This is a genomic window from Burkholderia sp. Ac-20379, assembly GCF_017104645.1.
In the GTDB taxonomy this organism is placed as follows: Bacteria; Pseudomonadota; Gammaproteobacteria; order Burkholderiales; family Burkholderiaceae; genus Burkholderia.
On record NZ_JAAGPF010000199.1, the window covers coordinates 1 to 13865 of the forward strand.

14 protein-coding genes are annotated in these 13865 nt (G+C 70.0%); 10 read left to right on the forward strand and 4 right to left on the reverse strand.

Features of this window, described 5'->3' with window-relative positions; genetic code table 11:
* On the forward strand, positions 1–762 hold a 762-nt coding region (locus G3N92_RS22225), incomplete at its 5' end, for a hypothetical protein (protein ID WP_206129736.1).
* Positions 763–795: 33 nt separating this feature from the next.
* Here the strand turns inward: G3N92_RS22225 and G3N92_RS22230 are convergent.
* Positions 796–1989 carry an MFS transporter gene (locus tag G3N92_RS22230; RefSeq protein WP_206129737.1) on the reverse strand — a complete coding sequence of 398 codons (1194 nt, stop codon included), beginning with the start codon at positions 1987–1989 and terminating at the stop codon, positions 796–798.
* A 480-nt stretch (positions 1990–2469) separates the two neighbouring features.
* On the opposite strand from G3N92_RS22230, the gene G3N92_RS22235 reads away from it, so the two are divergent.
* Positions 2470–3222, forward strand: coding sequence for an HAD family phosphatase (locus tag G3N92_RS22235; protein WP_206129738.1), 753 nt, complete (start codon positions 2470–2472; stop codon positions 3220–3222).
* Between the two features lie 131 nt (positions 3223–3353).
* Here the strand turns inward: G3N92_RS22235 and G3N92_RS22240 are convergent, their stop codons facing one another.
* Positions 3354–3686 (reverse strand): DUF2322 family protein, encoded by a 333-nt coding sequence (locus G3N92_RS22240; protein WP_206129739.1) that lies wholly within the window; start codon positions 3684–3686, stop codon positions 3354–3356.
* 219 nt (positions 3687–3905) lie between these two features.
* Between G3N92_RS22240 and G3N92_RS22245 the strand changes: the two genes are divergently transcribed.
* Positions 3906–4481: a flavin reductase family protein gene (locus G3N92_RS22245; protein WP_206129740.1), complete on the forward strand. Its 576-nt coding sequence runs from the start codon at positions 3906–3908 to the stop codon at positions 4479–4481.
* A 25-nt stretch (positions 4482–4506) separates the two neighbouring features.
* Here G3N92_RS22245 and G3N92_RS22250 read toward each other — a convergent pair whose 3' ends face one another.
* On the reverse strand, positions 4507–5379 hold the full coding sequence (locus tag G3N92_RS22250) for a LysR family transcriptional regulator (protein WP_206129741.1): 873 nt from the start codon (positions 5377–5379) through the stop codon (positions 4507–4509).
* A 126-nt stretch (positions 5380–5505) separates the two neighbouring features.
* On the opposite strand from G3N92_RS22250, the gene G3N92_RS22255 reads away from it, so the two are divergent.
* From G3N92_RS22255 to G3N92_RS22265, 3 genes are all read left to right on the forward strand, one after another.
* Positions 5506–6762 (forward strand): MFS transporter, encoded by a 1257-nt coding sequence (locus tag G3N92_RS22255; RefSeq protein ID WP_206129742.1) that lies wholly within the window; start codon positions 5506–5508, stop codon positions 6760–6762.
* Between the two features lie 414 nt (positions 6763–7176).
* Positions 7177–7860, forward strand: coding sequence for an HAD family hydrolase (locus tag G3N92_RS22260; protein ID WP_206129743.1), 684 nt, complete (start codon positions 7177–7179; stop codon positions 7858–7860).
* Positions 7861–8008: 148 nt separating this feature from the next.
* Complete coding sequence (locus tag G3N92_RS22265) at positions 8009–8377, forward strand: NUDIX domain-containing protein (RefSeq protein WP_206129744.1); 369 nt, start codon at positions 8009–8011, stop codon at positions 8375–8377.
* A 10-nt stretch (positions 8378–8387) separates the two neighbouring features.
* Here the strand turns inward: G3N92_RS22265 and G3N92_RS22270 are convergent, their stop codons facing one another.
* Positions 8388–9071, reverse strand: coding sequence for a flavin reductase family protein (locus G3N92_RS22270; protein WP_206129745.1), 684 nt, complete (start codon positions 9069–9071; stop codon positions 8388–8390).
* Between the two features lie 196 nt (positions 9072–9267).
* Here G3N92_RS22270 and G3N92_RS22275 point away from each other — a divergent pair, with 196 nt between their 5' ends.
* The 4 genes from G3N92_RS22275 (at position 9268) to G3N92_RS22290 (ending at position 13787) form a co-directional block, all read left to right on the forward strand.
* The gene (locus G3N92_RS22275; RefSeq protein WP_206129746.1) at positions 9268–10206 is read left to right on the forward strand and encodes a LysR family transcriptional regulator; all 939 of its coding nucleotides are present in this window, start codon (positions 9268–9270) and stop codon (positions 10204–10206) included.
* 97 nt (positions 10207–10303) lie between these two features.
* Positions 10304–11455 (forward strand): SRPBCC family protein, encoded by a 1152-nt coding sequence (locus G3N92_RS22280; RefSeq protein WP_206129747.1) that lies wholly within the window; start codon positions 10304–10306, stop codon positions 11453–11455.
* 62 nt (positions 11456–11517) lie between these two features.
* Positions 11518–12726 (forward strand): ABC transporter ATP-binding protein, encoded by a 1209-nt coding sequence (locus G3N92_RS22285; protein WP_206129748.1) that lies wholly within the window; start codon positions 11518–11520, stop codon positions 12724–12726.
* A complete protein-coding gene (locus tag G3N92_RS22290) occupies positions 12723–13787 on the forward strand; it encodes an ABC transporter substrate-binding protein (protein ID WP_206129749.1) in 1065 nt (354 codons plus the stop codon). The genes G3N92_RS22285 and G3N92_RS22290 overlap by 4 nt, the downstream gene beginning before the upstream one ends.
* Positions 13788–13865: the final 78 nt, after the last annotated feature.

Consider the following 13865-nt stretch of genomic DNA (forward strand, 5'->3'; position numbering starts at 1 on the left):
GTCGGCGGCGGCCCAGGTCGGCGCTGCGAGCGTGCCGGTGGAGGGCGCCGTGAACCTGACGCCGAGCGCGTCGGCGACCGTTTATCCGAACGGCAATCAATCGGCAGCGGGCAATGCGCCGGTGCCGCAGGCCACACCGGTCAAGGCGGCTGCCGCGGCACCGGCGGCGTCGAATGCAGCGGCGGCACCGGTCGCCGCGCCGCATCCGGCTGTGGCACCGGCTACCGCCGCCGCACCGAACGCCAATCCGGCTCCGGCATCGAGCGCAGCGGCAACCGCCCCCGCTGCGGCCACATCGGCTGCAGTTGCCGCATCGACCGCCGCGCCTGCACAGAACGCCAGCGCTGCCGCCTCGGCCAACGCTCCGACACAAAACGCCAGCGCTGCCACCTCGACCGCCGCGCCTGCACAGAACGCCAGCGCCGTCACCTCGGCCAGCGCCCCGACGCAGAACACCAGCGCCGCAGCCCCGGCACAACACGCCAGCACCGCCGCTGCCGCACCGGCATCGAGCGCCAGCGCCGCCATTTCCGCATCGGCCGCCGCCCCGGCCAGCGCCGCATCGTCACCCGCCGCCGCAAGCGAAGCCGCCGCCGCGCAACCGGCTTCGGCACCGTCCGCCCCCGCTTCCGCCGCCTCGGGTCAATAACCCGCCTGCTTCACGGCCTTCGCGCCTTCGTCGTTCTCCACCCGAATTCGTCCGCGCCAAAAGAAAAACGGCGGCGCGTCGCACGCACCGCCGTCCAGGCAGAAAACCGCTAAACCAGCCCGCGCCTCAGGCGCCGCAATCGGCCATCAGCACGCGGCCGGAGCCGCCCGGCGACGCATCTGCGACAGCACCAGCAGCAGCCCGAGCGTCGCGATCCCCGCGCCCACCACCGGCACGGCCGCATACCCGAGCCCCGACGACAGCGCCGCGCCGCCGGCCGCCGCGCCGAGCGCATTGCCGAGATTGAACGCCCCGACGTTGACCGACGCAGCCAGCCCCGGCGCTTCGGACGCGGCGCGCATCACGCGCATCTGCAGCGGCGGCACCACCGCGAACGCGCCCGCGCCCCAGACGAGCAGCGCCAGCGCCGCACCCAGATGCGTCGCGGCCAGCACCGGAAACGCCGCCATCACGACGATCAACACCAGCAGGAACGCGATCAGGCTGCCTTCGAGCGAGCGATCGGCCAGGCGTCCGCCCGCCACGTTGCCGATCGAGAAGCCCACGCCGATCAGCACCAGCATCGCCGTGACGAAGCCCGGCGACGCGTGCGTCAGGTGTTCGAGCGCCGGCGCGACATAGGTGTAGAGCGTGAACATCGAGCCCGCGCCGAGCACCGTGGTGGCCATCGCGCCGAGCACGACCGGGCGCGTCAGCACGGCCAGTTCGGCGCGCACGTCCGGCATGCGGCCCGCCTCGCCCTTCGGCAGCGCCGCGAGCAGCCCGGCCATGGCCAGCACGCCCAGCCCGGAGGTGGCGACGAACGACATCCGCCAGCCGATCATCTGGCCGAGCCAGGTGGCGGCCGGCACGCCGCCGACGTTGGCGATCGTCAGCCCCATGAACATCGTGGCCACCGCGCTGGCCTGGCGCTCGCGCGGCACGAGCGAGGCGGCCACCACCGAGCCGATGCCGAAGAACGCGCCGTGGTTCAGGCTCGTCACGAGCCGCGCGAGCAGCAGCGTGGTGTAGTCGGGCGCGACGGCCGACAGCAGGTTGCCGATCGTGAAGATGCTCATCAGCAGCACGAGCGCGGTGCGGCGCGAGGCGCGCGCGAGCAGCAGCGTCATGATCGGCGCGCCGACCATCACGCCGATCGCGTAGGCGCTGATCAGCATGCCGGCGCTCGGAATCGAGACGTGAACGCCTTCGGCGATCACGGGCAGCAGGCCCATCGGCGAGAACTCGGTGGTGCCGATGCCGAACGCGCCGACGGCCAGCGCTAGCAGCGGCAAGGTCGAGCTCGGCGCCGACGCGGCGGGAGAGGAGGAAGCGTTCATGGCGGCGGTCCTGTAAAAGCGCGGTGAAAACACGGGCCGATTTGCGCCCGCAATTTGACGTGTACGCAGTGTGCCCGCAATGCTGCCCTGCAAAAAGCCGGCGGGACGGGAAAGAGCCTTGATTCCGAGTCAAGAATCGCGCGCTTTCATCGCGCGGAAACGGATGGCGAGCGCCCATGGAAAATCGCACCGATGCGCGATGAAACCGCATCAACTGCAAACGAATCGATTCATTTGTTCGCAATGACGGACGAAACGTCGATTTATCGTCGAACAGGCCGCCTCGCAATTCAAACGGCACTGCACCGTCGATTTCATCCCACAATCACGATACGATCTTTTGCTTGATTGCCGATCAAATGTTCTGGTGCAATGCACCATCGTCCGGCCAGGTCGCGCCGTGACAAGAACCTGCCGGCGCCGGGTGCGCCGGCCGCACGGCCTTACCGGTATCATGGCCGGTTACCGCAGGAGAACCTCATGCAAGCCCCCACCTCTTCCCCGCTGCGCGCGGATCGCGCCCTGATCAGCGATTGCGACGGCGTGCTCGTCGACAGCGAGGCGATTGCCGAGCGCATCGTCATCGAACGCCTGGAGGCGCTCTGGCAGGTCGAAGGCGTCCACGACGCGATCCGCCCGCTGCTCGGCATGCGCACCGCCGTCGTGCTGACCGAGGCCGGCAAGACGCTCGGCCGCACCATCAGCGAGGACGAGATCCACTCGATCCGCGAAGACATCCGCACCAACGCCGCCCACGCACCCGAAATTCCGGGCGCGGTCGAGGCGCTCAAGTCGATCTCGCTGCGGCTGGCCTGCGCGAGCAACAGCGATCTCGATTACGTCGAACGCGTGGTCAAGCGCGTCGGCCTCGACGCGGTGTTCGGCGGCCGCCTGTTCACCGGCGAGCGCGTGGCGCGCCCGAAGCCGGCGCCGGACGTCTATCTGGCCGCATCGGAAACCTTGCAGGTGCCGCCGTCGGGCTGCGCCGTGATCGAGGACAGCGTGACCGGCGCGCGCGCCGCGCTCGCGGCCGGCATGACGGTGCTCGGCTTCACCGGCAGCGCGCATGCGCCCGACGAACGGCGCGCGGCGCTGCTCGAGATCGGCGTGCACGCGACGTTCGAACGGATGACGGAACTGCCGGGCGTGGTGCAGCGCTGGCTCGACGGCGAATTCGGCGTGGCGAGCGGTGCGGCGAACGAAACGCCGGCCACGGCCGGGTCGGCGGTGTAAAAGAAAAACCGGGCGGGAGCGGCCGCCCGTTCGACCGGGCGGCACGCCATGGGCTGCGGCGCAACGCCAGGCAGCCCTTGACGATGCGAAGCGGCGGCGTGAAACCCGCCGCGCCTCGCACCGCGCAGCGCTCAGGCTGCGGCGATCACGTCGATGCGCAGCGCGGGCGCGCCGCCTGCCACGTCCAGCAGACGATCGACGTTCGGGTGCGCGCCCGGGCGGTTGCGCGCGTCGGCCGTGTGCTCGCCGAACACCGCGAGGCCGTGCTCGGCCGCCGCGGCGTCGAGCTTGCCGAACGCCTGTTGCAGATAGTGATAGACCGCGAGCGAGCCTTGCTTGCCCGGCTTGTTTTCGATCGTCGAAACGACGCTGCCGCCGGCATCGACGAGGTCGATCCGTTCGATGCCGTCGATGGCCGGCAGTTGCGCGAGGTTGTCCTTGAAGACGGGGGTCGGTTGAATCACGGCGTGCTCCGAGGGTTCGGTAATGATGGGCGGGCCGTATCTTATCCGAATCGCTGATCCGAATCGCTTATCCGCATCCTTATCCGACTCGCTCATCCGAATCCCCTCGCCGATTTGCCCGGCCGATTCGCTGGGCCGATCCTCCAGGCCCCATCCGCTCGCGAAGCGCGCCGCGCCGGTAGAATCGTCCGCTTCCCCCACCCCTTCCCGCCCGCCGCCATGACCCATTTCGCTCCCGTTCGCCTCGACCACGCCAGCCGCCTGCTGAACCACGGCCCCACCGTGCTCGTCACGAGCCGCCACGGCGAACGCCGCGACGTGATGGCCGCCGCGTGGTCGATGCCGGTGGAATTCACGCCGCCGCGCCTGGCCGTGGTGATCGACAAGAACACCTTCACGCGCGAACTGATCGCGGCCAGCGGCGTGTTCGGCATCGTGATCCCGGGCTTCGCCTCGCTCGACCTGACGTTCGCGGTGGGCAGCGCCAGCGGCCGCGACGAGGACAAATTCGCGCGCTACGGCATCGACGCGCGCCCCGGCCCCGAACTCGGCGTGCCGGTGATCGAGACGCACTGCGCGGCCTGGCTCGAATGCCGGCTGATCCCCGAGCGCCACACCGAGGATGCCTACGACACCTGCTTCTGCGAAGTCGTCTCGGCCGCCGCCGACAGCCGCGTGTTCGCGAACGGCCACTGGCATTTCGACGACGCCAACACCGCGCTGCACACGATCCACCATCTCGGCGCGGGCAAGTTCGTGCGCGCCTCGGGCATCACGCAGGCACAGCCGCTCTGACGCGGCCGCGCCGGTTCGGCGCCCGCTACAGCAGGCCCACCAGGTTCGCGACCACCGCCTCGCGCTCGCGTTCGCGCGTGGCCAGCGCGAGGCGCGCGACGGCCGGCATGCCGTCGATGTCGAGATAGCGCACGCCCTGCACGCGCACCTGCTCGAACGCAGCCGGCACAATCGACAGCCCGAGCCCGGCCGCCACAAGATTGATCACCGACGAGATCTGCGGCGCTTCCTGCGCGAGCCGCGGCGTGAAGCCCGCGCGCCGGCACGCGTCGACGATCTCGGCATAGAGCGTCGCGCCGGCCGGCCCCGGCACCAGCACGAACGCCTCGGCGGCCAGCGCCTCGAGCGCCACGCGCCGCCGCTTCGCGAACGCATGGGTGGCCGGCACCACGAGCTTCATCGGCTCGTCGGGGAACGGCCGCAGCGCGACGCCGTCCACCGCCACCGCGCCGGGCCGCACGAACACGGCGTCGAGCCGCTCGTCGAGCAGCCGCTGCACGAGGCTCGGCGAGTTCGCCTCGTCGAGCGTCACATCCACGCCCGGATAGGCGGCCTTGAAACGCTGGATCAGCGCCGGCACCACCGGGTTGAACACGGCCGAAGCCGTGAAGCCGAGCCGCAGGCTGCCGGTTTCGCCGTTGCCGGCCTGCTGCGCGGCGCGCCGGGCGCGCGCGGCGTCCTCCAGCACACGCACCGCCTCGACGCGAAACGCCTCGCCCGCGCTGGTCAGCAGCACGCCGTGCGCGGTGCGCCGGAACAGGTCGACGCCGAGCTCGCGTTCGAGATTGCGGATCTGCTGGCTCAGCGGCGGCTGACCGATGCCGAGCCGCTCGGCCGCGCGCGTGACGTTCAGTGCCTCGGCGATCGCGAGGAAATAGCGGAGATGACGGAGTTCCATGGGCGGTGGGCCGGCGGCCGAAGAGGTATCTGTGAAACGTCTTTCTTTGATCCGTTTCATATATTGGACAGTATAACTAGCGGCGCGGACAATCGTGGCTGTCGTCATGCACCCCGGTTCCGCCTCATGCAACCCGTTCCCGCCCCCGCTTCGGACGCCGACACGCGCGTCGCCCCCGGCAGCGCCGATTACCGCCGCATCAGCCTCGCGCTGTTCCTGGCCGGCTTCTCGACGTTCTCGCTGCTCTACTGCGTGCAGCCGCTGCTGCCGCTGTTCTCGCAAAGCTTCTCGATCGGCGCGGCGCAAAGCTCGCTCGCGCTGTCGCTGTCCACCGGCTTCCTGGCGTTCTCGATCCTGGCCGCCAGCGCGTTGTCCGAGCGCCTGAGCCGGCGGCGGCTGATGTTCGTGTCGATGGCGCTGGCCGCCGCGCTGAACCTGGTGGCGGCCTGGATGCCGAGCTGGAACGGCGTGCTGGTCGCGCGCGCGCTCGAAGGCTTCGTGCTGGGCGGGGTGCCCGCCACCGCGATGGCGTATCTGGCCGAGGAGATCCAGCCGCGCGGGCTCGGGTTGTCGATGGGCCTCTACGTGGGCGGCACCGCGTTCGGCGGGATGATCGGCCGGGTCGGCATGAGCGTGCTGAGCGACTGGATGTCGTGGCGCGCCGCGATGCAGTGGATCGGCGCGATCGATCTGGCCGTGGCGGTGGGCTTCGCGCTGCTGCTGCCGGCCTCGCGCCACTTCGCGCCGCGCGCCGGGGTGCGGATCGGCGAGCACGTCGCGCAGTGGAAACGCCAGCTCGCGCACGCCGCGCTGCCGGCCGTGTTCGCGATCGGCTTCCTGGCGATGGGCGAGTTCGTCACCGTCTACAACTACGCGGGCTTCCGCCTGATGGCGCCGCCGTTCTCGCTCGACGCCACGCGCACCGGCCTGATCTTCAGCGCCTACGTGTTCGGCATCGCGGCTTCGTCGACGGCCGGCGCGCTGGCCGACCGCTTCGGCCGCGCGCCGGTGATCGTGTGCGGCGTGCTGACCAGCGCCGTGGGCGTGGCGCTGACGCTCGACGGCGCGCTGACGGTGGTGATCCTGGGCATCGCGCTGCTGACGATCGGCTTCTTCATCACGCATTCGGTGGCCAGCAGCTGGGTGGGCCTGCTCGCGCAGGGCGGCAAGAGCTACGCGTCGGCGCTCTATCTGCTGTCGTACTACGTCGGCTCGAGCGTGCTCGGCTCGTGGGGCGGCCAGTTCTGGCAGGACGGCGGCTGGCACGCCGTGGCCGGCTATGGGCTCGCGCTGCTGGCGGCCGCGCTGCTGTGCGTGGCCTACCTGGCGCGCGTCACGCAGCGCGCGACGGCGCCAGCGGGCGGGGCCGCGTCGCGGGGCTGAAAGCGCCGAACGCAACCGATCGCCGGCCGCCGGCCGCTTCAAGAATCGGGCGCACGCATCGCGAGATGCGGCGCCCGATTTTCATTTCCGCTGCCGCGGCGTCCGCCGGAAACCGTTGCCCGGCCAGCGATCTGCGGCGCTGAAACAACGGTCGTCGAAAAACCTGCCGGCGCGTCCGGACGCGCGCGCACGGCCCGCCCGAACGCCACAAAACCCCACACGGCCAATACCGGCGTACCGCACGGCGTCGTGCGCCGGCCCGCCAAACCCCGATGACAGGTGGATGACAGCCGGTTGCAGATATTTGCTGATTTGCCGATTCGGGATTTTCTCGTTAGGCTTTTCGGCTTGCCCGGTCACGGCTCGCCGCGGCGTTGTCCGCCAAGCCGTCCGCCCCCGTCGTCAGGAAGTCCGATGAGCCGTCACCTCGCGCTGTTCGATCTCGATCACACCCTGCTGCCGCTCGACAGCGATCAGTCGTGGGCGCATTTTCTCGCGCGCATCGGCATCGACGGCGCGGCCGAACACGTGGCCTCGATCGACCGCCTCTATCGCGACTACGCCGCCGGCTCGCTCGATCTCGACGGCTATCTGCGCGTCGCGCTCGCGCCGCTGGCCCGCCATTCGCGCGAACAGCTCGACGGCTGGCACGCGCGCTACATGGCCGACGTGATCGAGCCGGCCATTCTTCCGGCCGCGCGCCGGCTGATCGCGCAGCATCGCGACGCGGGCGACCTGTGCTGCATCGTCACCGCCTCGAACGCGTTCGTGACCGAGCCGATCGGCCGCGCGCTCGGCTTCGAGCACCTGCTCGCGATCGAGCTGGCCACCGAGGGCGGCGATCCGGCCGCGCGCTACACGGGCGCGCCGGTGGGCGTGCCGTCGTTCCGCGAAGGCAAGATCACGCGCACCGAGCAATGGCTCGATTCGCTCGGCCACCGCCTCGATGCGTTCCCGCGCAGTTATTTCTACAGCGATTCGATCAACGACCTGCCGCTGCTCGAGCAGGTCACCGATCCCGTCGCGACCAACCCCGACGCGCAACTGCGCGCCGTGGCGGCCGAACGCGGCTGGCCCGTGCTCGACCTGTTTCAGTAAGCCGCACGCGGGCGGCGCCGCGCCGAGCGCGGCGGCCCGTCCCGCCCGATGACCGATACGCGCCGCCGCGCAGAACGCGGCGGCGCGATGCAGCAGCCCAGCCGGCGTCACCCGCCGGCCGCCGTTGCCAGACCGACCACGAATAACGATGAAAGAACGCGCCACCGTCCTGTGCCGCCGCGCCAACAAGATCCTGCTGGTCACCCGCCCGCGTTCGCGCTGGGCCTTGCCCGGCGGCACGATCCACGCCGGCGAGAGCCCGCTCGACGCCGCCAGCCGCGAGCTGTACGAGGAAACCCATCTCGACGGCCTCGTGTTGCACTACGCGTTCCAGTTCGGCGGCCTGAACAAGCGCCATCACGTCTTCATCGCCGACGTGCCGCGCGGCCGCAAGGCCATCGCCAGCAACGAGATCACCGGCGCGCGCTGGTTCGGCCGCACGCGCTTCGCCACGCTCGCGGTCAGCATCCCCACCCGCAAGATCATCGAGCTCGTGCAGAAGATGCCGGCGCGCTGAACGCGCCCGCTCAGTTGCCGCTGTGCCCGAACGCCTGGCCCATCTGCTCGGCTTCCTCGGGCGATTGCGGGCGCAGCAGCTCGAACATCGAGGCCGGCTCGATCACCGCGTAATCGCCCGGCCCGCCGGCGCGCAGCACCGGCCGCGCCTCGGCGGTGCGATACACGCCGTCGCGCAGCAGCTCGCGGCGGATATGCACGGCTACCACCTCGCCCAGCACCAGCCAGGTGCCCAGTTCGCCGCCGGCCGCGTCGCTCAGGCGCACGATCTGCGTCTTGCGGCATTCGAAATGCACCGGGCTGGCCGCCACGCGCGGCGCGCGCACGCGCTGCGACGGCGCCAGCTCGAGCCGCGCCACGGCCGCCTCGCTCTCGCCGCGCGGCAGCGGCGCGCAACTGATGTTCATCTGCTCGACGAGCGCGCGCGTGGTGAGGTTCCAGACGAACTCGCCGGTCGCGTCGATATTGGCGACGCTGTCCTTCCAGCCCAGGCTCGCGAAGCCGACGATCGGCGGCCGGTAGTTGAAGCCGTTGAAGAAGCTGTACGGCGCGAGGTTCGGGCGGCCTTCGGCGTCGACGCTGGAAATCCAGCCGATCGGGCGCGGCCCGACGATCGCGTTGAACGGATCGTGCGCGAGGCCGTGGCCCGAGGCCGGTTCGTAATAGTGGTACGGGGATTCGTGGGACACGCTCACGCGGGGCTCCTGGAAGGCGGAAGGAAAGCCGCGCCCGTGCGACGCGCGGGCCGGCGCAGCCCCGAACACTAGCGCATCTCGCGGCGCGCTGCAGCGCGCGGCGCCGGGATTGTTTTCGGCTAGGCGAAACATTTCTGTCCGCCCACAATCGGCCCATCGTTGCCCCCAGACACCCAGGCCGACCGGAGCGTGCTTCATGGAAAACGTCCCGCTGCGCTACTCGCTGCGGCAGTTGCGCTATTTCGTCGTGACGGCCGAGGCGCTGTCGTTCACCGCGGCCGCGCGCCAGCTCCACATCTCCCAGCCGTCGATCTCGACCTCGATCGCAGAACTCGAAGCGTCGTTCGGCATCCAGTTGTTCATCCGCCATCACGCGAGCGGCCTGTCGCTGACGCCCGCCGGGCGCGACATGCTCGGCCAGGCGCGCAACCTGCTGAAGAATGCCGAGGAGTTGCAGACGGCCGCGCGCGACATGGAAGGCGGCATGTCGGGCACCATCGCGCTCGGCTGCCTGATCTCGCTCGCGCCGCCGCTGATGCCGGCCGTCATGAGCCGCTTCGTGGCCGAGCATGGCGCGATCGGCTTTCGCACGTTCGAGGCGCACCAGGACGACCTGCTCGGCGCGCTCGACGACGGCACGCTCGATATCGCGCTGACCTACAGCCTCGACCTCAGCGACGACGTGGCGTTCACGCCGCTGGTGACGCTGCCGCCGTACGTGATCCTGCCCCACGGCCACCGCCTCGCGCGCGCGGCCGACGTGGCGCTGGAAGACCTGCTCGACGAACCGTACGTGCTGCTCGACCTGCCGCACAGCCGCGAATACTTCGCCGCGCTGTTCGCGCCGCTCGGCCAGCGGCCGGTGCCGGCGTTCCGCTCGTCGCAGCCCGAAGTGGTGCGCGGCATGGTGGCCAACGGGCTCGGCTACAGCATCCTCAATTTCCCGCTGCGCTCCACCAGCACCGTGGACGGCGGCAGTTTCGCGATCCGGCCGTTCCGCGATCCGGTCACGGCCACCACGCTCGGCATCGCGATGTCGCGCAGCATGAAGCCGCGCCAGCTCGTCACGCGCTTCGCGCAATTCTGCGAGCAATGCATCCCCGAATTGCACGATCGCGCCCCGGTGGCTGCATAGGAAAAAACTGGCTGTTACATCCGAAAAGAATATTTTGGCTGGCAATTTGACTTGTTAGATTCGTTCTCAAGCACCCCGAACGAAGCGACGGAAGACCATGACCCGCCCCACCGATGCCCCGGATACCGCGGACGAGATCGTCCGCGCCTTGCAGGCCAATTGCGCACGCGATTTCGACGATGCGCGCGCGATGCCGCCCGGCGTCTACACGTCGCCGGCGTTCCTGGCGCGCGAGCAGCGCACGGTGTTTCGCGAGGATTGGCTGTGCGTGGGCCGCGCCGCGTCGCTGGCCCAGCCCGGCGATTACCTGAGCGCCGATCTCGGCGGCCAGCCGGTGGCGGTGCTGCGCGGCGAGGACGGCGCGCTGCGCGCGTTCTCGAACGTGTGCCTGCATCGCATGTCGGTGCTGCTCGAAGGGCGCGGCAACGTGCGCCGCATCGTGTGCCCGTATCACGCCTGGAACTACACGCTCGACGGCGCGCTGGCCGGCGCGCCGCTGATGGATCGGCAGGCCGGTTTTTGTAAGGAAAACTACACATTGCCGGCGGTGCGCTGCGAGCAATGGCAAGGCTGGATCTACCTGACGCTGAACGACGCCGCGCCGCCCGTGGCCGAGCAACTGGCCGACCTGACGACGCTGATCGAGGCCTACGGCATGGGCGACTACGTGGAAACCTTCCACGAGGAACATGTCTGGGACACCAACTGGAAGCTGCTCGCCGAGAACTTCATGGAGAGCTACCACCTGCCGATGCTGCATCGCGCGACGGTCGGCCCGCACTCGAAGCTCGAAGAGATGGCCTGCCCGCCGGGCCTGCCCGCGTTCAACTATCACTGGATCACCAAGGAAGCGACGCTGCCGATCGGCAACGCGCACCCCGACAACCATCGCCTCGAAGGCCACTGGCGCCGCACCACGGCCCTGCTCGCGATCTATCCGAATCACCTGATCACGCTGACGCCCGGCTATTTCTGGTACCTCGTGCTGCAGCCGCTCGGCGTGGGCCGCGTGCAGATCCGCTTCGGCGGCGGCCTGGCCCCCGAATTCGTCAACGATCCGAAGGCAGCCGAATACATGGCCACGCTCAAGGCGCTGCTCGACGCAGTCAACGCCGAGGACCGGCGCGGCGTGGAGGCGGTGTTCCGCGGCGTGCAGGCACCGCTGGCCGCGCCGGGCCACCTGAGCCATCTCGAACGGCCGAACTACGACTTCGCGCGCTATCTGGCCGCGCGCGTCGCGGCCGCCTGAGCCAGCCCATTCAGCCGCGCATTCGGCCGCCCCTTCATCGACCCAGCCCACCCGACCCCACGATGCCCAGCTCCCCCTTCATTTCGTTCGTCGGCGTCAGCAAGTCCTACGACGGCCGGCAATCGGTCGTCGACGGCCTGGACCTCGACATCGCGCGCGGCGAATTCGTCTCGCTGCTCGGGCCGTCCGGCTCGGGCAAGACCACCACGCTGATGATGCTGGCCGGCTTCGAAACGCCGACCGACGGCAGCATCCTGCTCGACGGCCAGCGGCTCGATCACAAGCTGCCGCACCAGCGCGACATCGGCATGGTGTTCCAGAACTACGCGCTGTTTCCGCACATGACGATCGCCGAGAACGTGGCGTTCCCGCTGTCGGTGCGCAAGGTGCCGCGCGCCGAGCAGAAGCAGCGCACGCAGCGCGCGCTGGAGATGGTGGAGCTGTCGCATCTGGGCGGGCGCCGCCCGTCGCAACTGTCGGGCGGCCAGCAGCAGCGCGTGGCGCTGGCGCGCGCGCTGGTGTTCGAGCCGAGCGTGGTGCTGATGGACGAGCCGCTCGGCGCGCTCGACAAGCGGCTGCGCGAAACCATGCAGTACGAAATCATGCGGCTCCATCGCGAGCTGGCGTTGACGATCGTCTACGTGACGCACGACCAGAACGAGGCGCTGACCATGTCGGATCGCGTCGCCGTGTTCTCGGACGGGCGCATCCAGCAGGCGGCCGCGCCGACCGAACTCTACGAGAACGCGCAGAACGCGTTCGTCGCCAATTTCGTTGGCGAGAACAACGGCCTGACGGGGCGCGTGAGCGCCATCGACGGCGAACTGGCGACGCTCGCGATCGACGGCGCCGGCGGCGCCGTGGTGGGCCGCGTCGGCCCGGGCCTGGCCGCCGGCGACGCCGCCACGCTCGCGCTGCGCCCCGAACGCGCGTGGATCGCGGCGGCCGGCGATCCGCCAGCGGGTAACGGCGCGAACACGCTTGAAGCGCGCGTGCACGAGCTCGTGTATTGCGGCGATCACCATCGCGTGCATCTGCAACTGCCCGGCGGCCAGCCGCTGGTGGTCAAGGTGCCGAACACGCGCCTCGTCGACCTGCCGCCGATCGGCGCGACCGCGCGCGTGGCCTGGCGCCGCGACGACTGCAAGGTGCTGGCCGCGACCGCCGCCACGACACCGCGCCCCGCCGCTCCGGTTCATCCCGACGCTTCCGCTTCCGTTTCCGCCGTCCCGTCCCCTGCCCTGCCTCTCGCCTCCGGAGTCACGAAATGAAAAAACCGACCGCACGCCTCGCCGCCCGCGGCATCCTCGCCGCCGTTGCCGCCAGCTTCGCCGTGCTGCCCGCGCTGTCGCAGGCCGCCGACACGCTGTCCGTCGTCACGTTCGGCGGTGCCTACGAGCAGGCCGCGCGCCACGCCTGGTTCGAGCCCTACACGGCCAAGACCGGCACCGGCTTCACGACCGAATCGTACGACGGCGGCCTCGCCAAGCTGCAGGCCATGGAGCAGGCGAAGAACCCGACCTGGGACCTGATCGACATGGAGACCAACGACGCGATCAACGCGTGCGACGAAGGCCTGCTCGAGAAGATCGACCCGAAGACGCTCGGCAAGACCGCCGACTTCCTGCCCGGCGCGCTGCGCGATTGCTCGGTGGCCGCGATGGTGTGGTCGACCGTATACGCCTACGACGCCAGCAAGCTGAAGACGCCGCCCACCCGCATCGCCGATTTCTTCGACCTCAAGACATTCCCGGGCAAGCGCGGGCTGCGCAAATCGCCGAAGGTCACGCTCGAATGGGCGCTGATCGCCGACGGCGTCGCGCCCGCCGACGTCTACAAGACGCTCGCCACGCCGGCCGGCCTCGACCGCGCGTTCAAGAAGCTCGACACCATCAAGTCGAGCATCGTGTGGTGGGAAGCCGGCGCGCAGGCGCCGCAGTTGCTGGCCGACGGCGCGGTGACGATGGTGCAGGCCTACAACGGCCGCATCGACAGCGCCGTGCACCAGGATCACAAGCCGTTCAAGATCGTCTGGGACGGCCAGGTGTACGACTACGAATGGTGGGGCGTGCCGAAGGGCGCGAAACACGCCGACACGGCCAAGAAGTTCATCGCGTTCGCGTCGCAGCCGCAGGCGTTCGCCGATCTGACGAAGTACATCGCCTACGCGCCGCCGCGCAAGGATTCGCTGCCGCTGATCGCGAAGGACCGCCTGCCCGACCTGCCCACCGCGCCCGCCAACTTCAAGCGGCCGCTGCAGATCGACGCCGGCTTCTGGGCCGACAACGGCGACGAGATCGGCAAGCGCTTCCAGGTCTGGCTCAGCAAGTAAGCGCCGCCCGCCGCACCGTCATCCCCCTCGCGCGCCGGACCGCCTTCCCCCGGTTCCGGCGCGCCCCGCGCAGGAGTG